The organism is Streptomyces sp. NPDC046925, from assembly GCF_040644915.1.
Classification (GTDB): Bacteria; Actinomycetota; Actinomycetes; order Streptomycetales; family Streptomycetaceae; genus Streptomyces.
On record NZ_JBEYWZ010000010.1, the window covers coordinates 15,632 to 38,410 of the forward strand.

23 protein-coding genes are annotated in these 22,779 nt (G+C 71.6%); 5 read left to right on the plus strand and 18 right to left on the minus strand.

Annotated elements, in window-relative coordinates:
* Positions 1 to 23: 23 nt before the first annotated feature.
* The 10 genes from mnhG to ABZ906_RS32115 all read right to left on the minus strand — a co-directional run bounded on the left by mnhG (position 24) and on the right by ABZ906_RS32115 (position 10,963).
* Positions 24 to 395: a monovalent cation/H(+) antiporter subunit G gene (mnhG, locus tag ABZ906_RS32070; RefSeq protein ID WP_361388843.1), complete on the minus strand. Its 372-nt coding sequence runs from the start codon at positions 393 to 395 to the stop codon at positions 24 to 26.
* Entirely contained in the window at positions 392 to 688 is a 297-nt protein-coding gene (locus tag ABZ906_RS32075) for a monovalent cation/H+ antiporter complex subunit F (protein WP_361183602.1), read from the minus strand. The genes mnhG and ABZ906_RS32075 overlap by 4 nt, the downstream gene beginning before the upstream one ends.
* Positions 685 to 1,335 (minus strand): Na+/H+ antiporter subunit E, encoded by a 651-nt coding sequence (locus ABZ906_RS32080; RefSeq protein WP_361388846.1) that lies wholly within the window; start codon positions 1,333 to 1,335, stop codon positions 685 to 687. The genes ABZ906_RS32075 and ABZ906_RS32080 overlap by 4 nt, the downstream gene beginning before the upstream one ends.
* On the minus strand, positions 1,332 to 2,951 hold the full coding sequence (locus tag ABZ906_RS32085; protein WP_361183606.1) for a Na+/H+ antiporter subunit D: 1,620 nt from the start codon (positions 2,949 to 2,951) through the stop codon (positions 1,332 to 1,334). The genes ABZ906_RS32080 and ABZ906_RS32085 overlap by 4 nt, the downstream gene beginning before the upstream one ends.
* The gene (locus ABZ906_RS32090; protein ID WP_361388849.1) at positions 2,948 to 3,523 is read right to left on the minus strand and encodes a Na(+)/H(+) antiporter subunit C; all 576 of its coding nucleotides are present in this window, start codon (positions 3,521 to 3,523) and stop codon (positions 2,948 to 2,950) included. The genes ABZ906_RS32085 and ABZ906_RS32090 overlap by 4 nt, the downstream gene beginning before the upstream one ends.
* Positions 3,520 to 6,411 (minus strand): Na+/H+ antiporter subunit A, encoded by a 2,892-nt coding sequence (locus ABZ906_RS32095; protein ID WP_361388852.1) that lies wholly within the window; start codon positions 6,409 to 6,411, stop codon positions 3,520 to 3,522. The genes ABZ906_RS32090 and ABZ906_RS32095 overlap by 4 nt, the downstream gene beginning before the upstream one ends.
* 108 nt (positions 6,412 to 6,519) lie before the next feature.
* Complete coding sequence (locus ABZ906_RS32100; protein WP_361183611.1) at positions 6,520 to 7,206, minus strand: GNAT family protein; 687 nt, start codon at positions 7,204 to 7,206, stop codon at positions 6,520 to 6,522.
* The gene (locus tag ABZ906_RS32105; protein WP_361388855.1) at positions 7,203 to 8,066 is read right to left on the minus strand and encodes a class I SAM-dependent methyltransferase; all 864 of its coding nucleotides are present in this window, start codon (positions 8,064 to 8,066) and stop codon (positions 7,203 to 7,205) included. Before ABZ906_RS32105 ends, ABZ906_RS32100 begins: the two co-directional genes overlap by 4 nt.
* 71 nt (positions 8,067 to 8,137) lie before the next feature.
* Positions 8,138 to 9,787, minus strand: a complete 1,650-nt coding sequence (locus tag ABZ906_RS32110) for an MFS transporter (protein WP_361388858.1) — start codon at positions 9,785 to 9,787, stop codon at positions 8,138 to 8,140.
* 135 nt (positions 9,788 to 9,922) lie between these two features.
* Entirely contained in the window at positions 9,923 to 10,963 is a 1,041-nt protein-coding gene (locus tag ABZ906_RS32115; protein ID WP_361388861.1) for an NAD(P)/FAD-dependent oxidoreductase, read from the minus strand.
* Between the two features lie 89 nt (positions 10,964 to 11,052).
* Here ABZ906_RS32115 and ABZ906_RS32120 point away from each other — a divergent pair, with 89 nt between their 5' ends.
* The 3 genes from ABZ906_RS32120 (at position 11,053) to ligA (ending at position 14,860) form a co-directional block, all read left to right on the plus strand.
* Complete coding sequence (locus ABZ906_RS32120; RefSeq protein ID WP_361183615.1) at positions 11,053 to 11,655, plus strand: XRE family transcriptional regulator; 603 nt, start codon at positions 11,053 to 11,055, stop codon at positions 11,653 to 11,655.
* 121 nt (positions 11,656 to 11,776) lie between these two features.
* Positions 11,777 to 12,682, plus strand: coding sequence for a class I SAM-dependent methyltransferase (locus ABZ906_RS32125; RefSeq protein WP_361388864.1), 906 nt, complete (start codon positions 11,777 to 11,779; stop codon positions 12,680 to 12,682).
* Between the two features lie 81 nt (positions 12,683 to 12,763).
* On the plus strand, positions 12,764 to 14,860 hold the full coding sequence (gene ligA, locus ABZ906_RS32130) for an NAD-dependent DNA ligase LigA (RefSeq protein WP_361388867.1): 2,097 nt from the start codon (positions 12,764 to 12,766) through the stop codon (positions 14,858 to 14,860).
* Positions 14,861 to 14,897: 37 nt separating this feature from the next.
* On the opposite strand, the gene ABZ906_RS32135 is transcribed toward ligA, so the two are convergent.
* Genes ABZ906_RS32135 through ABZ906_RS32145 form a run of 3 tightly spaced genes read right to left on the minus strand, consistent with a single transcriptional unit; the run spans position 14,898 to position 16,546 of the window.
* Positions 14,898 to 15,443 carry a hypothetical protein gene (locus ABZ906_RS32135; protein ID WP_361183619.1) on the minus strand — a complete coding sequence of 182 codons (546 nt, stop codon included), beginning with the start codon at positions 15,441 to 15,443 and terminating at the stop codon, positions 14,898 to 14,900.
* 40 nt (positions 15,444 to 15,483) lie between these two features.
* Positions 15,484 to 15,930, minus strand: coding sequence for a DUF1877 domain-containing protein (locus ABZ906_RS32140; protein ID WP_361388870.1), 447 nt, complete (start codon positions 15,928 to 15,930; stop codon positions 15,484 to 15,486).
* A 37-nt stretch (positions 15,931 to 15,967) separates the two neighbouring features.
* Complete coding sequence (locus ABZ906_RS32145) at positions 15,968 to 16,546, minus strand: TetR family transcriptional regulator (RefSeq protein WP_361388873.1); 579 nt, start codon at positions 16,544 to 16,546, stop codon at positions 15,968 to 15,970.
* Positions 16,547 to 16,676: 130 nt separating this feature from the next.
* Between ABZ906_RS32145 and ABZ906_RS32150 the strand changes: the two genes are divergently transcribed.
* Entirely contained in the window at positions 16,677 to 17,978 is a 1,302-nt protein-coding gene (locus ABZ906_RS32150) for an MFS transporter (RefSeq protein WP_361185016.1), read from the plus strand.
* 134 nt (positions 17,979 to 18,112) lie between these two features.
* Positions 18,113 to 19,837, plus strand: coding sequence for a GAF domain-containing protein (locus ABZ906_RS32155; RefSeq protein WP_361388876.1), 1,725 nt, complete (start codon positions 18,113 to 18,115; stop codon positions 19,835 to 19,837).
* Between the two features lie 11 nt (positions 19,838 to 19,848).
* Here ABZ906_RS32155 and ABZ906_RS32160 read toward each other — a convergent pair whose 3' ends face one another.
* The 5 genes from ABZ906_RS32160 to ABZ906_RS32180 all read right to left on the minus strand — a co-directional run bounded on the left by ABZ906_RS32160 (position 19,849) and on the right by ABZ906_RS32180 (position 22,779).
* Positions 19,849 to 20,532 (minus strand): response regulator transcription factor, encoded by a 684-nt coding sequence (locus ABZ906_RS32160; protein WP_361183624.1) that lies wholly within the window; start codon positions 20,530 to 20,532, stop codon positions 19,849 to 19,851.
* Positions 20,533 to 20,705: 173 nt separating this feature from the next.
* Positions 20,706 to 21,170: a cyclic nucleotide-binding domain-containing protein gene (locus ABZ906_RS32165; RefSeq protein WP_361388879.1), complete on the minus strand. Its 465-nt coding sequence runs from the start codon at positions 21,168 to 21,170 to the stop codon at positions 20,706 to 20,708.
* On the minus strand, positions 21,167 to 21,364 hold the full coding sequence (locus ABZ906_RS32170; protein WP_361388882.1) for a hypothetical protein: 198 nt from the start codon (positions 21,362 to 21,364) through the stop codon (positions 21,167 to 21,169). The genes ABZ906_RS32165 and ABZ906_RS32170 overlap by 4 nt, the downstream gene beginning before the upstream one ends.
* A gap of 138 nt (positions 21,365 to 21,502) precedes the next feature.
* On the minus strand, positions 21,503 to 22,024 hold the full coding sequence (locus tag ABZ906_RS32175; protein WP_361388885.1) for a flavodoxin domain-containing protein: 522 nt from the start codon (positions 22,022 to 22,024) through the stop codon (positions 21,503 to 21,505).
* A 23-nt stretch (positions 22,025 to 22,047) separates the two neighbouring features.
* Positions 22,048 to 22,779, minus strand: coding sequence for a CBS domain-containing protein (locus ABZ906_RS32180; RefSeq protein WP_361388888.1), 732 nt, complete (start codon positions 22,777 to 22,779; stop codon positions 22,048 to 22,050).

Genomic DNA, 22,779 nt, shown 5'->3' on the forward strand with positions numbered 1-22,779 from the left:
TGCAGGATTCTGCCCTCCCCCGCTCAGGGCCGCTCCTCGCGCTTCGAAGCGCCCGTCGCTGCGCCGCCGAGTTCGTCGAAGAGCAGGGCGCAGTCGCCGGTCTGTCCCGTGCGGTAGGCGACGCGGGCCACCAGGTGTGCGGCGACGGGGTTGGTCAGGAGTTGGAAGAAGACGACCAGGGCGAGGGTGCCCAGGTCGACCCAGGAGCGCAGCCGCAGCGCGACGCCCGCGGTGAGCAGGATGATGCCGAGGGTCTGCGGGTTGGTGGCGGCGCTGCTGCGGGCCAGGACGTCGGGCAGGCGCAGCAGGCCGATGACGCCGGTCAGGCAGACCAGGGCGCCGATGAGCAGCAGGGCCGCGCCGGTGAGGTCGGCCACGTGGTGCCAGGTGCTCACGGGCCCTCCTTGGGCGAGTTGGGGCGGTCGCGTACGGCGATGAAGCGGGCGATGCCCACCGAGCTGGTGAAGCCGAGGAAGGCGATCACCAGCATGATCGACAGGTAGTAGCGGGTCCGGGTGGAGGCCGCCTGGACCCCGATCCCGGCCACGATCAGGGCCGCGGCGACATCGACGCCCACCGCGCGGTCGAGCATGGACGGGCCGCGCCAGATACGGATCAGCAGCAGGGCGCCCGCCAGGAGGATCACCGCGAGGGCGGTATCGAGCAGGATGTCGTCCGCAACGGTCACGGCCCGGAGTCCTTTCGCGCGGGAGCAGCGGGAGCAGCAGGATCAGCAGGGGGTTCGGGAGCCGCGGGGGGTCCGGGTGAGCCGGGAGGAGCGGGCGGTGGTTCGGGCTCGGCGGCGACGCGCTTGATCTCCGTGCGGGTGCCGAAGGCCCGTACGACCAGGGCCTCCAGGCGCCACACGTCGCGGCGGGTGCGGCGCACCGCATCGTGGTCGTCCGCGTCGGACATGTGCAGGTACAGGGTGGCGGTGGCGGCGTTCACCTCGACCAGGGCACCGCCCGGCACGCAGGACACGGCGACCGCGGTCGCCGCGATCATCAGGTCGGTGCGGCACCGCAGTTGGACGGCGATCACGGCGGCGGGGCGCTTGCGGCCGCCCAGGGCCTGGCGGGTCACCGTGGCGCTGGAGACCACCATGTCGTAGATCAGGTACCCGGCCAGGCGCAGGATGCCCAGCGGGCGCAGGCGCAGGGCAAGTTCGACGGCGGGCAGGGGGAAGACCAGACACAGGGCGACGGCGACCAGGATGCCGCTGACGAGGTTGCCCCAGGTCGGCCCCGACCACAGCAGCATCCAGATCACCGTGAGCCAGGCGATCAGGGAAGGGTCCAGGCGGCGCGGGCGGCTGGGGGACACAGGAGAGCTCACGGGCCGAGCACCGCCGTGACGTAGGGGGTGCGGGCCAGGAGTTCGGCGGCCGAGCGGTCGGCGAGACCGGCCAGCGGGGTGGCGAGCACGGTGTAGGAGAGGCCGAGCAGCACCGCGGCGACGGTCGCGCCGATCATCACGTACGGCACCCGGGCCGTCGTGCGCACGCAGGCGGACGCGGGGGCGACGGCCACGGCGCCGGTGCTCTTGACCACCGGTGGCGCGTGATCGGTGTCATCGGGGCCGTCGGTGTCGTCGGTGGCCTCCAGCACGGTTCCTTCCAGGGGGAGATGGGCGGGCGTGGCCCGCCAGAAGGCCAGGTTCCAGACCTTGACCATCACGTACAGCGTCAGGAGGCTGGCGACGGCGCACGCGGCGAGCAGCACGTACGCCTCGCTTCCGCCGTCCGCCGCGCCGGCCTGCATCAGGCCCAGCTTGCCGAGGAAGCCGGACAGCGGCGGGATGCCGGCGAGATTCATGGCGGGCACGAACCACAGCGCGGCCAGCAGGGGCGCGGTGCGTGCCGCGCCGCCCAGGCGTGTCAGTTCGGTGCTGCCGTAGCGCCTTTCGAGCAGCCCGGCGGCCAGGAACAGCGTCGTCTGTACGGTGATGTGGTGCGCCGTGTAGACGATGGCGCCGCCGATGCCGCCGCGGCTGCCGAGCGCGAGGCCGTAGAGCATGAAGCCGATGTGGCTGACGAGCGTGAAGGACAGCAGCCGTTTGAGGTCGGTCTGGGCGACGGCGCCGAGGATGCCGATCAGCAGGGACGCGAAGGCGACCGCCATCAGCAGGGTGGAGAGCCGGTTGCCGGGGAAGAGCAGGGTCTCGGCGCGGATTATGGAGTAGACGCCGACCTTGGTAAGCAGTCCGGCGAAGACGGCGGTGACCGGGGCGGGTGCGGTCGGGTAGGAGTCGGGCAGCCAGGCGGCCACCGGGAAGACGGCGGCCTTGACGCCGAACACGGTAAGCAGCAGTGCCTCGATCAGGGTGCGGACGCCCACGGGCACGTCGGCCAGGCGGACGGCGAGCTGGGCGAAGTTGGCGGTGCCGCAGGCGGCGTAGGCGACCGCGATCCCGGCGAGGAAGACCAGCGAGGAGACGAGCGAGACGACGACGTAGGTCGAACCGGCCCGCAGGCGCGGCTCGGTGCCGCCCAGGGTGAGCAGCACGAAGCTGGCCATCAGCATGATCTCGAAGCCGACGTAGAGGGTCACCAGGTCGCCGGCGAGGAAGGTGAGCGAGACCCCGGAGACCAGGACCAGGTAAGCGGGGTGGAAGACGGCGATCGGGGCGCGTTCCTCGCGGTCGACCATGTCCTGGCCGAGCGCGTAGACCAGCACGATGAGGGTGACGGCGCCGGACACGGTCAGCATCAGCGCGGCGAGCCGGTCGGCGACCAGGGTCACGCCGAGGGGCGGGGCGAAGTCGCCGAGGTGGACGACGAGCGGGCCGCCGCGGTCGGCCCCGACGAGCAGGATGAGGTCGACGGCCAGGACGGCGGCCAGGACACCGACGCCGATCAGCCGGTGCAGCATGCGCAGCCGGGGCCCGATGAACATGCTCAGGCCGCACGCGGTCAGCGGCAGTACGACGGGCAGCGGGACGAGGGCGTTCAACGGGGGTCGTTCTCCTGCCGTACGGGGCTTGGCGGTTGCGGCGGGTCCGCGCCGAGGATGTCGTCCCACAGGTCACCGGGGGCATCGCGGGCGCGGGCCTGGAAGGCGCGATCCTCGCGCAGTCGGCGGCGCTGCTCGCGGCGCTCGTCGCGCCAGGCGCGCGGTCCCTCGCCGCGGTGGCGCTCGCGCAGTTCGGCGCGCTCCTCGGCGATCTCGGCGCGCAGGACGACGCGGCGGTCCTCCACGTCGTCCTGGACGAAGTCGGTGCCGGTCAGCTGGCTGCTGCGGTAGACCATCGCGAGGACGAACGCGGTGGTGGCCAGGGTGATGACGACGGCGGTCAGGACGATGGCCTGGGGCAGCGGATCGGTGACCCGGGCGTGCGCGACGCCCGGATAGAGCAGGGGCGGGACCCCGGCGCGTCCGGTGGTGGCCAGGACCAGGAGGTTGACGCCGTTGCCGCAGACGATCACGCCGATGAGCACGCGGGTCAGGCTGCGGGTGTGCAGGAGGACCGCGCCGACGGCGGTCAGGACGACGGCGCAGATCAGCAGGGTCAGGCTGACGGTCACCGGTCCCCCTCCTTGGCGAAGGCGAGCCCGGCTCTGTGTTCCGTCTGCTGGTCGATCTTCGATCCGAGGGCGCGGACGATGTCCAGGACGCAGCCGAGGACCAGCAGGTAGACCCCCAGGTCGAAGAGGACGGCGGTGCCCACGTGCCAGTCGCCGATGAGCGGCAGGTGTCCGTGCCACGTCCAGGCGTGCAGCACCGTCCCGTCGGCGAGGCCGAGGAGCGCGATGCCGGTGGACAGGGCCAGACCGAGGCCGGTGAAGAAGCCGGGATGCAGCGGCGCCGCGGCCTCCAGTTCGTGGCGTCCGCCCGCGAGGTAGCGGATCATCAGGGCCACCCCGGCGACGAGGCCGCCGACGAATCCGCCGCCCGGCAGGTTCTCCGCGCACAGCAGCAGGTAGACCGAGAGCATCAGGATCGGGTGGAAGACGAGGCGGGCGATCACCTCGAAGACGACCGAGCGGTGCTCGGGCGCCAGGGTGTCACCGGCCGTCAGCCAGCTGCGCTCGGGCGCGGTCTGCCGGTACTTGGGCGGCACCTGGATGGCCGGTGTCGCCAGCGACCAGGCCGTGACTCCGCCGGGCAGCGCGGGCGGCGTGCCCGGTGCCGGGCCCTGGCGGCGGTGGACGTACAGCAGGCTGGTGACGCCCAGGACGGCCACCGCGAGGACGGCCGATTCGCCCATGGTGTCCCAGGCGCGGAAGTCCACCAGGATCGTCGCCACGACATCCTTCAGTCCGTGGTGGGCGGTCTCCTCGGTCATGGCGGCCCCGGCCGGATCCGCGGTGCGCGCGGCCGCCGCCAGCCACACCGCGCAGGCGACCACGAGGCTGCTGGCGAGGGCGATCAGCAGGCTGGCCACGCGGCGCCAGGAGCGCAGCGTCTCGCCGAAGTGCACGGGAAGGCGCCGCAGGACCAGGACCAGGACCACGGTCGAGACGGTCTCCACGCCGAACTGGGTGAGCGCCAGGTCGGGTGCGCCCTGCACGACGTACAGCAGCGCCGTGCCGTACCCGGTCAGGCCCGCGAGGACGGCCGCCTTCATGCGGCGCCGCACCACCAGGCACATCAGGGCGCACGCGCAGGTCAGCGCGGCGACCGCGGCCTGCCAGGGGGTGTCCCAGGCGCGGGGCGCGGGGGCGCCGTGCCAGGGGCGGTCGGTCACCAGGACGGCGAGGAGACCGGCGAGCATGACGCCCAGGACGGTGGCCACGTACGCGGGCAGGGAGCCCTTCTGCACCGCGCCCGTCACCTGCAGCGCCATGCGCTCGACACCCAGCACGGTCCGCCCGAAGGCCTCGTCCGCCTTCGGCCAGGCCAGTCTCCGCCCCCATCCCGCCACCGTGTCCCGGCCCGCGAACAGGGCCGCGCCGCCCGCCCAGGCCAGTGCGGACAGACCGAGCGCGGGTCCGAAGCCGTGCCACAGGGCCAGGTGGTACGGGTGCGCCGGGAGGGTGTACTGCGCCGCGTACGCCTCGAAGAGCGGCGCCACCCACCCGATGCCCGGGCCAAGAAGCAGGGAGGCCAGGGCCAGCAGGGCGGGCGGGGCGAGGAAGAGCGGGCCGACACGGTGCACGGCGCTGTCGGCGACTCCCGGTTTGCGCGCGAAGGCGCCCCACAGGAAGCGCAGGGTGTAGGCGGTGGTGAGCGCGGAGCCGACCACGATCAGCGCGAGCACCCACCGCTCGGCGACGCTGCCGTGCCACAGCGCCTCGAACGCTGCCTCCTTAGCCACGAAGCCGAGCAGCGGCACCAGCGCGACCATGGAGGCGCCCGCGAGGACGGCGACCGCGGCCACCCAGGGAAGCGACCGCCCCACACCGGACAGGCGCCGCAAGTCGCGTGTCCCGGCCGCGTGGTCGACGATCCCGGTCACCAGGAACAGCGGGGCCTTGAACAGCGCATGCCCCAGGATCATCGTGACGGCCGCGAGCCCGGTGTTGTACGTGCCGTCGCCCGCGAGGACGATCAGGAAGCCGAGCTGGCTGACCGTCCCGTAGGCGAGGACGAGCTTGAGGTCGTTCAGGCGCAGCGCGCGCCAGCCGCCGAGCAGCATCGTCGCCGTGCCCAGGATCGGGAGCACCGGCCGCCACGGCGTCACGTCCGCGAACGCGGGGGCCAGGCGCGCCACCAGGTACACGCCGGCCTTGACCATCGCCGCCGCGTGCAGATAGGCGCTGACCGGGGTGGGAGCGGCCATCGCGTTCGGCAGCCACATGCTCAGCGGCCACACCGCCGACTTGGCCAGGGCGCCGACCAGGATCAGCACCAGGGCGGCGGAGAGCGTGGCGTCGGGGGCGGGCGGCGACTCCAGGATGCGCGAGATCCGGTAGGTGCCGGCCGCGTGCCCCAGCATCAGGAACCCGACGAACATGGCGAGGCCGCCCACCATGGTCACCGTCAGGGCCTGCAGCGCGGAGCGGCGGCTGGCCCGCTTCTCGCTGTCGTATCCGATCAGAAGGAAGGACAAAACGGTCGTCAGTTCCCAGAACAGATACAGGATCATCAGGTCGTCGGCGAGGACGAGGCCCAGCATCGCCCCGGCGAAGGCGAGGAGGTTGCCGCCGAACGCGCCCAACTGCCGTGTCCCCGGCGCGAAGTAGCTGCCGCAGTACAGCAGGACCAGGGCCCCGATCCCGGCGGCGAGCAGCACCATCACCAGGGCCAGCGCGTCGAGGCGGAACGCCGCGTCGACGTCGTAGGCCTCGATCCACGTCCAGGCCTCGCTCCTTGCTCCGCCGCCGGTGACCGTGGACCACTGGCACAGCGCCCAGACGAGCGCGGCCGCGGGCGGCAGCGCGAGGACGACGAAGGCGCGCGGGCCGGCACGGCGGACGAGCGGGGCCGCGCAGAGCGCGACGACGAAGTGAGCCAGGACCAAAAAGGTCATGACTCATGCATATCTGCAAGTAAGAGACAAATAGGGTGGGCGCGCCGGGAAGCGGTGCGGCACGGCGCGACTGCCGGGCAAGTCCGCCCCTTCGCGGCCCGCGACGCTTCAGTGGGCGTGCAGCGCCTTCCAGTCGTCCTCGAGCATGGAGTACTGCACGATGTCGTGCCACACCCCGTCGACATGCCCGTAGTGCCGCAGCCGCCCCTCGCGCACCATGCCGGCCTTCTCGATGGCCCGCTGCGCGGCGATGTTGGAGGGCATGAAGCCCGACCAGACACGGTGCAGTCCCAGGCGGTCGAAGCCCAGGACGCCCAGCAGGAAACCGATCTCGACGCTGTGGCCCACGCTGACCCGGTCTGCGCGCAGGGCAAGGCCCACCTCCGCGCTGCGGTAGCCGACGCGGACCATCCCGCCCTCGCCCGACTGGTCCTCCATGATCAGCTTCGCCGAGCCGATCAACTCGCCCGTGGCGATCTCGCTGACGCCCAGGCGGTAGTGCGTGCGAGGCGTGCGCCGGGCACCGGCCCTCGCCTGCTCGACCAGCGCCTCGGCGTCGGGGCGCCGGAAGGGCGGCATGCCGAACTCGCGGGTGGTGCGCGGGTCGCCGAAGATTCCCAGGACGCCCTCGACGTCGCCGGGCAGGAACTCCCGCAGTCGCAGGGTGGCGCCTTCGACGAGCACGGCACGCTGTTCCGGCGGGCGCGACGGCCGTTCGTCGAGGCGCACCCGGCGCGGCTCGCGCGGAGCCCACAGGTGGGCTTGCTCCCGCTCGGCTTGCAAGCGATCCGTCATCTGTTGACTCCTTGGTGATGTTCCGTCAGACCGAACGACAGACGCGTGACCCACAGCGGCCTGCGCGCGCGGACCGCGGGAAGAAAGTTGGCCAGGGGCAGCAGCCACCCGCAGAGGAAGCCCCGGCCCCGTGGTTCGCGCACGGCTCGTACGGCGGCGATGTTCGGGTGCACCGCGCGCAGCTTGCGCTGTTCCTTCGGGGTCATTCCCCAGAGCATCGGCGGCGGGCGATACCCCGCGGGATAGCTCCACCGGCCCCGTGCCGTACGGGCGGCCATCCAGGCCGGCGGGGTGTCGAAGACCAGCTCCGCGCCGGGAAAGCGCGCGGCGCACGCCTCGAACAGCCGATGGACCGTGTCCCGCGGGAGATACATCAGCATCCCCTGGGCCAGGATCAGCACCCCGCGCGAGGCGTCGACCTCGTCCATCCACCGCGGATCGGTGGCCGAGCAGGACAGCGTGCGATGACGCGGCGCGTCCGGCAGCAACCGCTGCCGGAGCGCCGCGACCTCGGGCAGATCGACCCCGAGCCAGCTGACTCTTCCGTTGTCCACCCGCCAGAACTGCGTCTCCAGGCCCTCCCCCAGCGAGACGACCGTGCCGTCCGGATGGTCCCTGAGGAAACGTCGCACCTCGCGGTCGTAGCAGCGGGCCCGTACCGCCATTCCCTGGGCCAGGCCCCAGTTGCCGGTGCCGAAGCGGCTCTCGAAGGGGTAGTCGACGGCGTCGATCACCTCGATCGCCTTCGGGTCGAGGAGTGCCGAGCCGGGGTCCTTCGCGGCCAGAGCGCGGTGGTGCAACGTCCACAGCGTCGTCTCGGCGACGCCGTCCAGCTCGGCCTTCCGCTTCTGTCCGTCCATCCGGCGATGGTCACAACACCGTCGGCGACCCAGCAAGGAGCGTCACTCGTCCGAGTGTTTAGATCACTCGTTCAGTTGGGATTTGCCGCAGAGCCCGTTCCCGCTGCGATGTCCGCTTCCTCCGGCATCAGTTGGGCCGTTCGCCGCGGTCCGCGCGCCAGGATGTAGAGGAACAGGGCGGTCATCACGGCGACGCCTGCCCACATGGCCTGCTGCCAGCCGTCGACGAACGACTCCTGGGCGGCACGTATCAGCGCCCCGGCGCGGGCTCCGGTTCCGTCCGCGGCACCGATGGCGTTGGCGACGCCTTCGCGGGCGGTGTCGGCGGCGTCGCGGGGGATGCCCTGAAGCCGGGAGTCGATGGCGCTGCGGTAGCCGGCCGACAGGAGCGCACCGAGCAGGGCGACGCCCAGCGCTGTGCCGAACTCCCGGGTGACGTCGTTGAGCGCGGAGGCGACTCCCTGGCGCTCGCGCGGCAGGGAGCTGGTGATGGCCTCGGTCGCGGGAGTCATCGACAGACCCATACCGGCCCCCATGGCGAGCATGCCGGGCAGGACGGAGAGGTAGCCGCCGTCGACGGAGACGAGAGCGGCCATGAGCGCCAGACCGGCGGCGGCCAGCGCGATCCCTGCCGCCATGGTCGGCCGTGCGCCGATGCGCGCGGCCAGCCGGGGCGCAAGGCCGGACGTCATCATCATCAGCACGGCCATGGGCATCAGCGCCAGCGTGGACAGCAGCCCCGACCAGCCGAGCACGGCCTGGAAGAAGGGGAAGAGGACCACGAAGATGCCGGCCTGCACACCGAAGACCGCGAGCAGCGTGACCGAACCGCCGGCCAGCGAGCGCTGACCGAAGAGACGCACGTCCAGGAGCGCGGCATCCCGGCGGCGCAACTCCCACGCCACGAAGCCGACGGCGGCCAGGGCGCCGACCGCGAGGCTGAGCAGGGTCACAGGGGCGGTCCAGCCCCGCTCCGGCCCCTCCTGTAGGACGAAGATCAGACCGACGACCGCGACGACGGAGGTCAGCGCGCCCACGGTGTCGAACCGGTGTCCGGGCTTCTCACGGGTGTTGGGCACGAAGCGCAGCGCCATGACGAGGGCCACGACGACCAGGGCGACGGGCAGGACGAACAGCCAGCGCCAGCTCGCCGCGTCGACCAGCGCGGCGGAGAGGAACATGCCCAGGATGCCGCCACCGCCGGCCACGCCCGTCCACACCCCGATCGCCCGGCCGCGTTCTTCCGCGGGAAAGGTGGAGGTGATGACGGCCAGCGTGATGGGCATGATCATCGCTGCTCCGACGCCGCTGAACAAGCGTGCGGCCAGCATCACTTCGGCCGACGGGGCGAGTCCGGCCACCACGTTGGCGACACCGAAGACGGCCAGGCCCGCGAGCAGCATGGGCTTGCGGCCCCAGCGGTCGCCGAGAGCGCCGAGCGGCAGGAGCAGTGCGGCCAGGCTGAGGGTGTAGATGTTGATGATCCACAGGATCGTGCTCTGCGAGGCGCCGAAGGCCAGGGCCAGGTCGGGCTGGGCGACGTTGAGCCCGGACACCGAGGCGATCACGGCCATCAGGGCGATGCAGACGGCGATCAGGATCTTGCGGCGCCGGCGCGCGTCCGGCAGGTCTGCGTTCGGCAGGTCTGCGTCCGGCAGGTCTGCGTCCGGCAGGTCTGCGTTCGGGGTGCTCGGCAGCCGTGGAGGGTGGTTGGTGCTCATGGGGTCCTTTCGCGGGGCATGCGGACGTCGGCGCCGTGTCCGCGTGGATCGGTGGGCGCCGGGGCGGGCGTGAGGGCCCGCGCTGATGGGGGGATGGGCCTTGGGTGAGGGCTCGGGCTCGAGTGAGGGCTCGGGTCAGGCGCGTGTGACGCTGAGCCGTGCGGTGTCGAGGGCCGCTTCGGCGTCGGCGGCGGAGAGGGCCGCTTCGGTGTCGGCGGCGGCCAGGTCGGCGTTCATGTGGGCACCGGCCAGGGCGCCAGCCGCGGCGGACGCGCCGACCTGGGCGCTCAGGTCGGTCGCGTTGCCGGCGACCCACACCCCCGGTACTTCGGTGGTACCGGCCGTGCCGGTGGCGAAGTGGCGGCCCATTCGGCCGGGCAAGTCCCTCATCGGCAGCATCAGTTGGTCCAGGCCCTCGGTGCGGGCCTGCATGGTGGTGGCGACGGCGAGTACGCGCCGGGGCATCAGATCTCCGTCGCTCAGGCGTACGCCCGCGATGCCGCCGTCCTCAGCGGCCACGACCTCGGCCACCGGGGTGTCGACGACGCGGATGCCGCGAGCAGCGAAGCGCGCACGGGTGTCCTCGTCAAGTGCGGTGCCGCGGGTGAAGTAGACGAGGTCGTCGGTCAACTGGCGGAAGAGGAGCGCGTGGTGGGCGGAGGCCGGGCCCACGGCGAGGACCCCGATGGGCTCGTCGCGCACCTCCCAGCCGTGGCAGTACGGGCAGTGCACCACGCCGTGCCCCCAGTGCCCGGCGAGCCCGCGCACGTCGGGCAGGAGATCGCGCAGTCCGGTGGCGACGAGCAGGCGGCGCGCCGTCAGGGAGCGGCCGTCGGTGAGGGTGACCGTGAAGCGCGGGTCTCCCTCGGGGGTGGGTGCGGCCGGGGCCGCGGCGATCACTTCCCCGGTCACGACGAGGCCGCCGTAGCGGCGCACCTCTTCGCGCCCCCTCTCCAGCAGTGCGCCCGGCGGGATGCCCTCCAGGCCGAGCAGGCCGTGCACGCCTTCGGCGGGTGCGTTGCGCGGGGCGCCGCTGTCGATGACGACGACCGTACGGCGGGAGCGGGCGAGCATCAGCGCGCCGTTCAGGCCCGCGGCGCCACCGCCGATCACCACGGCATCGACGGTCTCGCCCGGCAGCTGGTCAGTCGCGTACGCGGCGGTGTTCACAGACATGGCGTCGCACCCTTTCTCAGACGATCCCCTCTGCGGTCCCAGGGGGCTGTGGTCACGACGATAGGCACGCCTTGCGGATCGGGCATACAATGTTGCCTATGACGCAAGAAGACAGCGAGATGGACAGCCTGGTACGCAAACGGATCCGGGCCCTGCGGGTGGCACAGGGCTGGTCCCTGGAGGAACTGGCCGCCCGTGCCAAGGTCAGCCAGTCCACGCTCAGCCGCATCGAGAACGGCCGGCGCCGGCTGGCCCTGGACCAGCTCGTCACGCTCGCCCGCGCGCTGGACACCTCCCTGGACCAGCTCGTCGAGACGGCCGACGACGACGTCATCACCAGCCCGTCGATCGACGCCGCCCACGGGCTCATGCGCTGGCCGCTCAAGGCGGAGCCCGGCATGACCGTCGTACGCCAGCGGATGACGAACCCGCCGCCCGACAGCCCCTCCCGTATGCGCGCCCATCCCGGCCGTGAATGGCTCGTGGTCCTCTCCGGCACCGCCGTCCTGCTCCTGGGCAACCGGCGCCTGCGCATCGAGACCAACCAGGCCGCGGAGTTCCCCACGATGCTGCCGCACGCGATCGGCGCCGAGGGCGGGCCCTGCGAGATCCTGGGCATCTTCGACCGCGACGCCCGCCGCGGCCACCAGCGCGAGGACAAGAACGACGACAGCGGCCGACCCGGCGCGTAAGGGCGTCGCTCCCCCGGCGGATGGTCGCCGGGTTGCGCGTCCGGCAGCAAAGACGCCCATCTTCTTGCACACCCCGGGATCGATGGTGCCGCCCCGGCCAGATCGACTTAGCGTCGCTTTCATGACCCACGCTCACTCGCACGCAGCCCACGACGGCGCAGGACACCTCCCCCGGCACGGATCGGCCACCGACGTCGCACCGGACAGCGAGGTCGCGCCGGACTCCGACGTCCAGGCCGAGATCCTCGATCTGGACGCGGAGGTACTCGCCGAGCACATCGCGTCGATCACCGCATGGCTGCCCCTGGACAACGAACCGCGCCAGATCGTGGACCTGGGATGCGGAACAGGGGCCGGCACGTTCGCGCTCCTCGCGCGCTACCCCGAAGCGCGGGTGACTGCCGTCGACGCGTCGCCGAGCCACCTCCACCGCCTGCGCGCAAAAGCAGAAACACTCGGACTGGCCGACCGAGTACGAACGATCCAGGCCGACCTCGACGCGGACTGGCCCGACCTCGGCCGTCCCGACCTGGTGTGGGCGTCGGCGTCGATGCACCACCTGACCGACCCCGACCACGCCCTGGGCAAGGTGCGCGAACTGCTCGCCCCCGGCGGCCTGTTCGCCGTCGTCGAGCTGGCCGACTTCCCGCGCTTCCTCCCCGCCGATGCCCCCGAGGAACGACCGGGCCTCGAGGAGCGCTGCCACGCCGCCCTCGCGCACCACCACGCCGAACACGTATCGCACCGAGGAGCCGACTGGGGCCACAAACTGGCGGCCGCGGGCTTCACCGTCGAGGGCGAGCGCACGATCCCCGTGCACATCGACGGCTCACACAACGAGACCGTCGGCCGATACGCACTCACCACCCTGCAGCGCCTACGCGAAAGCGCCACCCACACCCTCCCCACCGAGGACCTCACCACCCTCGACCAACTCCTCGACACAGAGGGCCCCCACAGCATCCTGCACCGCGCCGACTTGGCAATGCGCACGGAACGCCACGTATGGGCAGCGCGCCGGGCCTGAGCCGGGTCTGCCGCCCCGGGGCGTGCGCAAGCAGGCGGCGGCACAGCGGGTCACGCCCGATTGTCAGTGCCGCCGGGCACGATGGCGCACATGACAACTACAGCTCCTGTGTTTGCCGATGCCGCCGCGTACGTACAGGCGGTCGAGGAGGCCTCGAAGGCCGCTGCCGCCTACTACACCGGCGGCACGTCGGCGCTCGACGACGACTCCTACGACCGCCTGGTGCGGGCGATCGCCGCGTTCGAGGCCGACCATCCCGACCAGGTGCTGCCCGACTCGCCGACCGGGAAGGTCGCCGGCGGCGCCGTGCAGGGCGATGTGCCCCATACGGCGGCCATGCTCAGCCTGGACAATGTCTTCACGCCCGAGGAATTCACGACCTGGACCGCCTCCGTGGCCCGCCGGATCGGCCGGGAGGTGACGCGCTGGAACGTTCAGCCCAAGTTGGACGGCCTCGCCATCGCCGCCCGATACACCGACGGCCGACTGACCCGGCTGGTCACCCGCGGAGACGGACTGGCCGGGGAGGACGTCTCTCACGCCACCGGCACCATCGAGGGTCTGCCCGACCGGCTCGCCGAGCCGGTCACGCTGGAAGTGCGCGGCGAAGTACTCATGACCGGCGCCCAGTTCGAGCACGCCAATACGGTGCGCACCGCACATGGCGGCGCCCCTTTCGCCAACCCGCGCAACGCTGCCGCCGGCACACTGCGGGCCAAGGATCGCGCCTACACGGTGCCCATGACGTTTTTCGCCTACGGTCTGCTGCCACTGCCCGCCACTCCAGCCGACACCGCTGAGCAGCTGACGACGATGGCGCACGGCGATCTCCTCCAGCACGCCGCAGATCTCGGCGTGCGCACCCCGGCCGACACGCAGGTGCCCGGCGTCACGCTGGAGAGCGTCGAGGACGTTCTGGCCCGCGTGCAGGAGATCGCCGCGCTGCGGGCCGAACTGCCCTTCGGGATCGACGGGATCGTCGTCAAGGCCGATCTGGCTGCCGACCAGCAGGCGGCCGGATCCGGTAGCCGGGCCCCGCGCTGGGCGATCGCGTTCAAGCTGCCCGCGGTGGAGAAGATCACCAAGCTGGTCGGGGTGGAGTGGAACGTGGGCCGCACCGGCATCATCGCACCGCGCGCAGTCCTGGAACCGGTCGACATCGACGGCTCCACCGTCACCTACGCCACGCTGCACAACCCGTCCGACATCACCCGGCGCGACCTGCGCCTCGGCGATCAGGTGATGGTGTACAAGGCGGGCGACATCATCCCCCGCGTCGAAGCGCCGGTCGCCCACCTGCGTACCGGTGAAGAACAGCCGATCGTGTTCCCCGAGGTGTGCCCGCAGTGCGGCTCAGCCATCGATGCCAGCGAGCAGCGCTGGCGCTGCGAGCGCGGCCGCGACTGTCACGTGGTCGCCTCGCTGTCCTACGCGGCAGGCCGCGACCAGCTCGACATCGAAGGCCTGGGCGCCAGCCGTGTCATCCAGCTCGTCGACGCCGGGCTGGTAGCCGACGTCGCCGACCTGTTCGCCCTCAACCGCGAACAGCTCCTGGGCCTGGAGCGGATGGGCGAGACCAGCACCGACAACCTCCTGGCCGCGATCGAGACCGCCAAGTCCCAACCCCTGTCCAGGGTCCTGTGCGCACTGGGCGTGCGCGGAACGGGCCGCTCCATGTCGCGCCGCATCGCCCGGCACTTCGCCACCATGGACGGCATCCGCTCTGCCGACGCGGAGGCGATGCAGCAAGTCGAGGGCATCGGCAGCGAGAAGGCCCCGGTCATCGTCGCCGAGCTGTCCGAACTCGCCCCGGTCATCGACAAACTCGCCGCGAGCGGGGTGAACATGGTCGAGCCCGGTGCCACACCTGCCTCCCCCGACGACCCGGCGGACACCGGGAACGAGACCGGGGCCGACGATCAGGCGAGCCCGCTGCACGGCATGACCGTGGTCGTCACCGGCGCCATGACCGGCCCGCTGGAACAGCTCAGCCGCAACGAGATGAACGAACTGATCGAACGCGCCGGCGGCAAGGCCTCCTCCAGCGTCTCCAAGCGCACCAGCCTTGTCGTCGCGGGAGAGGGCGCCGGGTCAAAGCGCGCCAAGGCCGAGTCTCTCGGCGTACGTCTGGCCACGCCGGACGAGTTCGCCGAGTTGGTGGCCGCACTCCTCAGCTGACCACGCCGGCCGCCGGCGCCGATCCGGCCGATTCCGGTCACGGACGTTCGGTTCGGCACTGTGCCGGTCGCCAGCGTGGTGCCTGGTCGTCCGGGGTGTCCGGGGAGGCGAAGTGGAACGGTACGCCGAGGTGGTCGGCCAGGGCGCGGCCGGCCTCCGCGGCGGCGGTGCCCGGCGGTGGGCCGCCGGGGCGGTGGTGGACGGTCGCCAAGTGGCCGTCCTCGGGCGGGTCGTCCAGGACCGCGACCAGCAGCACGAACCAGTCGTGAACCGTGTCGCCGTCCCACAGGGCCTCCACCGCGGCCACCTCTCCCGGCAGAGCAGCGGCACGGGCCGCGAGGGAGGGCAGGTCCAGCGGGTCGGGCGGCCTGCGTCGTACACGGTCGCCCAGGAACTCATAGCGTGCGTGAACGACCTGTTCCGCCTCGCGCAGCCCCGGCCCCAGCGGCCTCAGGGCCTCCCACACGGCCTTGACCGCCATGAGCCGACGATCCCGCAGGACATTCGCGTCGACCTCCCGGCGCGTCTGTTCCTCCAGGAAGGCCCACCATCCGTTCACCGGCTCCCCCGGCGTGTGAGTCATGGGCCGACCCTACGGCAGCACGGCGGTTTCGGTATCGGCGTCATGCCGGCGGGACGCATGTCTCAGTCCCACCAGAGCACCACCAGAAGACCGCGTCGGGCGCCGCCCGGTAGAAGGTGCGCAGGGCGGCGAGGATCGCGGGGAAGTCGATCTGGTCGAGGAGGTCCGCGATGCGGGCGACTTGCGTCTCGTTCAGGGCGGTGGGAGTCGTGCCGAAGGGTGCGAGGTCGTGGGGCGGGACGTCGAGGAAGGCGAGGTCGATCGCGGTGTCGCCGTCGGTGGCCTGCCGGAGGGCCTGTGTGTGCGCCTCGTCGAGGTCCGCCAGCTCGCAGACCCGCCGCAGGAGTGTCGGCGCCCAGTCGAGGTCGAGCCCGTCCGCCGCCGGTGGATCCCAGCCGTGGTCCCCGTCCGGGGAGGTGTCGGCTGATCGTCGGCAGGCGGCGAGGTAGTCCGCCGATACGCGGGCGAGCTGCTGGGTGACGGCCATGACAACAGTGTCCCGACCGCGTCCAACGGTTTTTGCCTCACCGGCTCCCGCCGTCCAGCGGAGTACGCGGCGCCGCGACCGCGCGGACGACGGCCGCCACGTCCGCTCGCTCGGTGGGCCGGGCGTCGACGGAGTTGTGGATGGAGAAGCCCTCCACCAGCGCGTCGAGCGCCCGCGCCGTCAGGGGGTCGAAGTGCCGGGCCAGGGAGTGGCGGCTGGCCTGCATCCAGGAGCGCAGCACCTCGGTCAGTTCCGGATGCCGGGCGGCGAACGCGTACAGCTCGTAACTGAGCAGCAGGTTTCGGTCGGTGCCCCAGACCTTGCCGCAGATGATCTCGACGACGGCTTCCTGTGCCTCCTCGGGCGTGCGCGCCGCCTCAAGGAGCGCCCCGTAGCGCACGGACACGGACTCGGCGAGGCGGGTGAACGCCTCGGTGAGCAGGTGCTGCATGTCGTCGAAGTAGTAGGTGAGCGAGCCGAGCGGCACCCCCGCCGCCGAGGCGATCTTGCGGAAGGTCACTTTGATGGCGCCGTGCTCGGCGATGACGTCGAGCGCCGCGTCGAGGATGCGCTCACGCCGCCGGGGGTCGTTGGGGCCTCGGGTGCTGCCTGTCATCGCTGTCGTCTCTGCCTTCTATTTCCCGTAGCCGAGTGTGTACATTTGTACATACCCTGGTGGCGTCGGCCTGTCGCCGACCCGAGCATTCTTCCGGATCCCGTGGAGCTTCCCCTTGATAGACCGCGCCATCGACCGCGCCGTGCCCAGACGCCGTCAGGCTCTCTATCTGTTCTTCTTCCTGCCGGGCATCTGCATGTCGTCGTGGGTCACGCGCACCCCTGACGTCCGCGATCAACTCGACGTGTCCACCGGACAGATGGGGATGGTCCTGTTCGGCCTGTCCGTCGGCTCCATGGGCGGCATCCTGTGTTCGGGCCGCCTCGTCTCGCGGTTCGGCACCCGGCCCGTGATCGGGATCGGCACCAGTCTGATCATCGCCAGCATGGTCGTCATCGGAGGCGGCAGCTCCGTACCGTCCGCGCCCATGGTCGCCGCCGGTCTGTGCCTGTTCGGAGTGGGTATGGGGGCCTGCGAAGTGGCCGTCAACGTGGACGGCGCCGATGTGGAGCGTCTCACCGACACGTCCGTCATGCCCACCCTGCACGGCTGTTTCAGCCTCGCCACCGTCGTCGGCGGATTGGTCGGCATGGCCGCCACCGCCGCCGAGTTCCCCGTCTTCTGGCACCTGGTCATCGTCACCGTGGTCGCCACCGGAATCCTCGTCTTCGCCCTGCGCTCCATCCCGGCCGGCACCGGGACCAGCGACACGTCCCACGCCTCGGGCGACGCCAAGGACGCAGGGCCCCGCGTCTGGAAGGACCGCAAGCTTCTGCTGATCGGCGGCATCGTCCTGGCCATGGCCCTGGCCGAAGGCGCCGCCAACGACTGGCTCCCGCTGCTCATGGTGGACGGCCACGGCCTCGACGCCGCGCTCGGCTCGCTCGTCTTCGTCGGGTTCGCCGCCGCGATGACCGTGGGGCGCTTCAGCGGCACGTTCTTCCTCAGCCGCTTCGGGCGGGCGACCGTCCTGCGCGCCAGCGCCATCTCCGGAGCCGTCGGCCTCGTACTGGTCATCTTCTCCGACAGCGCCGTCGTGGCCGCAGCGGCCGTCCTGTTCTGGGGACTCGGCGCGTCCCTGGGGTTCCCCGTCGCACTCTCCGCGGCGGGCGACTCGGGCCCCGACCAGACCGCGCGAGTGAGCCTGGTGGCCACCATCGGCTATGTCGCCTTCCTGGTGGGCCCGCCGTCCCTCGGCTTCCTCGGCGACCACTACGGACTGCGGTCCGCGATGGTGGTGGTCCTGGTGTTCGTCGCCGCCGCCATCGCCCTCGCTCCGGCCGCCGGCAGCCGCTCCCCCGCCGTCGCGCACGGCGGCTCCCCGCAGGACACCCCGCCCGGCGATCCGGACGCTCTCCGGTCTCCCGCACCCGACGCGTCTCCCGCACCCGACGAGCGGCGCCCTACGAGCGGCGCAGAGGAGCGGCGCTGACACGCAGGGCTGACCAGCGGGACTGACCAGCGCCTCCGAAGCGGCCAGAACCCACCGCTCCTCCCCTTCGGCGCCGGTGACTACGGTTGGGGAAACGCAACGCCTTGGCCCACAGACCCCGGCGGAGGCAGGACATGGGTGGGGACGCGCAGAGCGAGTCACGGCAGCTGCCACGACTGCGCCTGGATGAGCTGCTCGAAGAACTTCAGGTCCGGATCGATGCGGTCCGCGGCACCCGGGACCGGCTGCACGGGCTGCTGGAAGCGGTGCTCTCGGTCGGGCGGGAGCTGGATCTTCCGCAGGTGCTGCGGCGCATCGTGGAGACCGCCGTGGCCCTGGTGGACGCGGAGTACGGCGCGCTCGGCGTCATCGGCGCGGGAAGCAAGCTGGACAAGTTCCTGCCGGTGGGGATCAACGAACAGCTGCGGGCGCAGATCGGCGATCTCCCCTCGGGGCACGGACTGCTCGGCGAGCTGATCCGGCACCCCGAGCCCTTGCGGCTGCGGGAGTTGTCCAAGCACGCCGCATCGTCCGGGTTCCCGGCCCACCATCCGCCGATGCACACGTTCCTCGGGGTGCCCATCCGGGTGCGCGAAGAGGTGTTCGGGAATCTCTACCTCACCGAGAAGCGCGGCGGGGCCGAGTTCGACGCCGAGGACGAGGCCGTGCTGTCGACGCTGGCCGTGGCGGCGGGTGTGGCCATCGAGAACGCCCGGCTCTACGAGGAGGCGCGGCTGCGCGAGCGGTGGCTGGCGGCCGGAGCGGAGTTCACCAACGCCCTGCTGTCCGGAACGGCCGAGGCCCGCGTACTGGAGTTGATGGTCGAACGAGCCCTGGAGATCACCTCGGCCGACATCGGTGTGGTGGATCTGGTGGTGGCGGAGAAGGATGATCTCCTGGGCGCGCTGGCGCTCGGGGAGGGCGCGGCCGCGCATCAAGGCCGCCGCATCCCCCGGCAAGGGACCCTGGCCGGCGCCGCGTTGGAAAAGGGCGGTCTGCTGGTCGCCGAGGATGTGACCGGTGATCCGCGGGTCACGTTCAGCCCGGAGCGGTGGAAGGGCATAGGGCCGGCGGTCGCCGTCCCCATCGGGACGGCCGAGGGGTTGCGCGGGGTGCTGGTCCTGGCACGCCGGGCCGGGCGCCCCGTCTTCGGCGATGCCGAGATCGCTCCGCTGCCCGGCTTCGCCGGTCAGGCCGCACTGGCCCTGGAACTGGCCGAGCGGCGCCGCGATGCCGAGCAGATGAGTCTGCTCGAAGACCGGGACCGCATCGCCCGTGACCTCCATGACCTGGCGATCCAGCGCCTTTTCGCGACCGGCATGACCCTGCAGAGCGCGCAGCGCTTCGTTCAGCACCCCGAGGCCTCCGAGCGCCTGATGCGGGCGGTGGACGATCTCGACACCACCATCAAGATCATCCGTTCGACCATCTTCGGGCTGCGCGCCCACGACGCGGGCGGGGCGGCCGCTCCCGGGTTGCGCGTACGGATCGCGCGGACGGTGGAGGAGGCCGTCACGGCGCTCGGCTTCACGCCAGCGCTGCGCATGGAAGGCCTGATCGACACCGATGTCCCGGCCGACATCGCCGACGATGCGGTGGCCGTGCTCAGCGAGGCGCTGGCCAACATCATCCGCCATGCCCGGGCATCGGCCGCGGAGATCTCCCTCGTCGTACGCAAGGAGCATCTGACCTTCACCGTGACGGACAACGGCGTCGGCATCGGCGAGAGCGGGGGCCGCAGCGGGCTGCGCAATCTGGCCGAGCGGGCCGGGAAGCTGGGCGGCACACTCACCCTCGCAGAAGGGCCGGATGGTGGCGGCACGCGCCTGGAGTGGCGAGTGCCGCTGCCCGGCCTGTAAGCCGGGGCGTATCAGCGCGGCCGGTGCGGGTCGAAGTGGGCGGCGATCACGGCGGCCTGGATGCGGCGTTCGACGCCGAGCTTCGCCAGGAGCCGGGAGATGTGGTTCTTGACGGTCTTCTCGGAGAGATAGAGCTGCTTGCCGATCTGGCGGTTGGTGAGGCCTTCGCCGATCAGGGCGAGGATGTCGCGCTCACGCTCGGAGAGTGCGGCCAGCTTGGCGTCCTTGGGGGCCGCCGGCTCGTCCGGCCCGCGCAGCGTGCTCATCAGGCGGGTCGTGGTGGCCGGGTCGAGCAGGGACTGGCCCGCTGCGACGGTACGTACCGCGTCGATCAGGTCGGTGCCCTTGATCTGTTTCAGGACGTAGCCCGCCGCCCCCGCCATGATCGCGTCCAGGAGCGCGTCGTCGTCGTCGAAGGAGGTCAGCATGAGGCAGGCCACCTCCGGCATCTGCGAGCGCAGTTCACGGCAGACCGTGATGCCGTCGCTGTCGGGCAGGCGGATGTCGAGGATGGCCACGTCCGGGCGCAGGGCGGGGCCGCGGATCAGGGCCTGCTCGCTCGTGCCCGCTTCTCCGACGACCGCGATGTCGGGTTCGGAGTCGAGCAGGTCGTGCACGCCCCGGCGTACGACCTCGTGGTCGTCGAGGAGGAAGACCCGGATCGGGTGTTCCGGTGTGTAGGAACGTACGGTCATGGCTGCCCCCAGGGTGTCGACGGTCCCGTTCAGATCGTGTCGGGTGGGCGGCGCGGCGCACCAGGGCCGGATGGGCCCCGTTGACGCCCTGTTGTGGTCATCTCCCGGCGGATACGTGGATGTTGCTCACCGAGCGCCGGGTCCGCGGCCGCCCGTTCACCGGAGGAGGGCAGTCACCCCCGCACGCCGCTTCCGCTGCCGTAGGGGGCGTACAGGTCCAGGAGTCGGGTCCTTGCGGATTGCAGGCGGTGGGCGAGCACGCGTCCCACCCACTGGCCGACGACCACGCCCATGGCCGGGTCGTCCTCGCACATCAGCCGGACGGCCAGGGCGTCGAACTCGTCGGCCCGCACCGGGCTCTGCGCGACGGCGCCGAGCTGCCAGACGTACGGCGGGAACATCCAGGACCAGCCGACCAGTTCACCGTGGCCGAGGGTCTCGATGTCGGCGGCGCGGCGGCCGGGGACACGCATGTCAAGGACGACCGATCCGGTACGGATGATCCAGAACCGGCCGGCGTGCCCTCCTTCCTCGAAGAGTCGCGTCCCGGCCGGGAAGAACGTCTGGCGGGCGATGCGCATCAGCCGGTTGCGGTGCTCGGCCGGAAGGGCGCCCATCATGGTCGTGGTGTCGCTCATCGCTCCGTCTCCTTCTGGTCCGCCTCGCCCTTGCGGGCCGCCGCTTCCCGGACAGCGGCTACGAGAATTGCTCCCCTCCGGCTTTCCCCATAGCCGCTGTCCGGGAAGTGACGGCCCCTCAGCACCGGGGGCGGACTCATGTCGAGGGCGTCGCGGCCCTTCCGGTCGAGGACTGCGGTGACTCCGGTCGTCATGTCCGTCCTTCCACGTGTCGGTGCGTTCCCTGCTCACCAGCCTCGGCGGGAAACGGCCGGCGGGGCAGGGGCCGAGCGGCCCTCTTCGGGCCCGGTCGGGCCGGGCCGGAGCGGGGGCGCGCAAGAGGGTTCATGCCCTCAGGGCCCCTCCGGCGGCACGGCGTTCTCGCCGTGCAGGGTGGCGCCGATGTGCTGCGCCCATGCGGAGATCCGTTCGAAGTCGCGGAAGTCGCCGCCCTTCCCGGACCGTACGATCATGCGGGCGGCCCAGCCCTTGGCTCCCTCGGTGAGGCAGCCGCCGAAGGTGACGTGCTCCCTGGCGTCGAGTCGCACCAGGGCACGGCGTACGGCGGGCACCGGCGGGATGTCCCGCTCACCCGCCGACGCGTCCAGAGGCCCGCTGCTGAACAGCCACACAGGTGTCTCGGCCAGCGCCCGGGCGTTGCGTCGGACGAACCGGCGGGCGTCCTTGTGCCAGCGCCCCGCGTAGAGCGGACTGCCGAGCACGACGGCGTCGTAGGCCAGGACATCTCCGACCTCGGACACCCGCCGCAGCTCGGCCTCCACGCCCTCCTTGCACAGGACCTCCGTGATCGTGCGGGCGATCTCGGCCGTGGACCAGTTCTTCGTCGCGTAGACGACGAGCACTTTGGTGGTCATGGCGGTACGTCCCTCCTCGGAGTTCAGAGTTTGCGCAGCCAGTCGTCGGCCACGCCCCGCAGGGCCTGATCGTTCGGCTGGAGGTGGGAGTCGTCCAGGCGGTAGGCGAGCTTGTCGACGACCGCGACGACTCCGTCGATCTCGCGCGTCATGTGCAGCGCGACGGGGATTTCGCTGCGGCGGTCCAGCTGTCCCTCAAGGGTCACCACACCGTCGTACACATCGACCTTGATGGCCAGGGGACCCAGCCACAGGGCGCGGACCAGGACCTGCCCGATCACTTCGCGACGGATGTCGTCGTCCGCGCGCAAGAACACCTGAAGCAGGTCGCGCCGGGTGACGATGCCGACCAGGCGGTCCTCGTCGTCGACGACGGGCAGCCGCTCCACCTTGTGCTGGGCCATCCGCCGGGCGCCCTCGGCGATGGTGTTGTCGGCGTGGACACAGACGGGCGGCGTGGACATCAGCTGTCCCGCGGTCCGTGCGGTCGCTTTGGCCCGGCCCTTCCGCGCGGCGCGGCTCATCCGGGGCAGCCGCAAGCGGCGTGCCGGCCGGTAGGGGTCGTGAGTCTGCGCCTCGCGTGCCAGCAGGTCCGTCTCGGATACCACTCCGACCACTTTGTCGTCGGTGTCGATCACGGGCAATCCGCTGATGCGGTGCTCGGACAGGCGCTCGGCCACCTCCTTGAACGGGGTGCCGTACCGGGCGCTGACCACCTCGCCGGTCATCACCGATCCGATCTTGCTGTGCTTCAT

Coding starts and splice junctions, on each gene's coding strand:
- ABZ906_RS32100 (WP_361183611.1), bottom strand. CDS start 7,206: ATGACGGATCGCTTGCAAGCCGAGCGGGAGCAAGCCCACCTGTGGGCT.
- ABZ906_RS32110 (WP_361388858.1), bottom strand. CDS start 9,787: ATGAGCACCAACCACCCTCCACGGCTGCCGAGCACCCCGAACGCAGAC.
- ligA (WP_361388867.1), top strand. CDS start 12,764: ATGGCGCACATGACAACTACAGCTCCTGTGTTTGCCGATGCCGCCGCG.
- ABZ906_RS32145 (WP_361388873.1), bottom strand. CDS start 16,546: ATGACAGGCAGCACCCGAGGCCCCAACGACCCCCGGCGGCGTGAGCGC.
- ABZ906_RS32175 (WP_361388885.1), bottom strand. CDS start 22,024: ATGACCACCAAAGTGCTCGTCGTCTACGCGACGAAGAACTGGTCCACG.
- ABZ906_RS32170 (WP_361388882.1), bottom strand. CDS start 21,364: ATGACGACCGGAGTCACCGCAGTCCTCGACCGGAAGGGCCGCGACGCC.
- ABZ906_RS32125 (WP_361388864.1), top strand. CDS start 11,777: ATGACCCACGCTCACTCGCACGCAGCCCACGACGGCGCAGGACACCTC.
- ABZ906_RS32105 (WP_361388855.1), bottom strand. CDS start 8,066: ATGGACGGACAGAAGCGGAAGGCCGAGCTGGACGGCGTCGCCGAGACG.
- ABZ906_RS32095 (WP_361388852.1), bottom strand. CDS start 6,411: ATGACCTTTTTGGTCCTGGCTCACTTCGTCGTCGCGCTCTGCGCGGCC.
- ABZ906_RS32115 (WP_361388861.1), bottom strand. CDS start 10,963: ATGTCTGTGAACACCGCCGCGTACGCGACTGACCAGCTGCCGGGCGAG.
- ABZ906_RS32135 (WP_361183619.1), bottom strand. CDS start 15,443: ATGACTCACACGCCGGGGGAGCCGGTGAACGGATGGTGGGCCTTCCTG.
- ABZ906_RS32180 (WP_361388888.1), bottom strand. CDS start 22,779: ATGAAGCACAGCAAGATCGGATCGGTGATGACCGGCGAGGTGGTCAGC.
- ABZ906_RS32120 (WP_361183615.1), top strand. CDS start 11,053: ATGTTGCCTATGACGCAAGAAGACAGCGAGATGGACAGCCTGGTACGC.
- ABZ906_RS32165 (WP_361388879.1), bottom strand. CDS start 21,170: ATGAGCGACACCACGACCATGATGGGCGCCCTTCCGGCCGAGCACCGC.
- ABZ906_RS32155 (WP_361388876.1), top strand. CDS start 18,113: ATGGGTGGGGACGCGCAGAGCGAGTCACGGCAGCTGCCACGACTGCGC.
- ABZ906_RS32140 (WP_361388870.1), bottom strand. CDS start 15,930: ATGGCCGTCACCCAGCAGCTCGCCCGCGTATCGGCGGACTACCTCGCC.
- ABZ906_RS32160 (WP_361183624.1), bottom strand. CDS start 20,532: ATGACCGTACGTTCCTACACACCGGAACACCCGATCCGGGTCTTCCTC.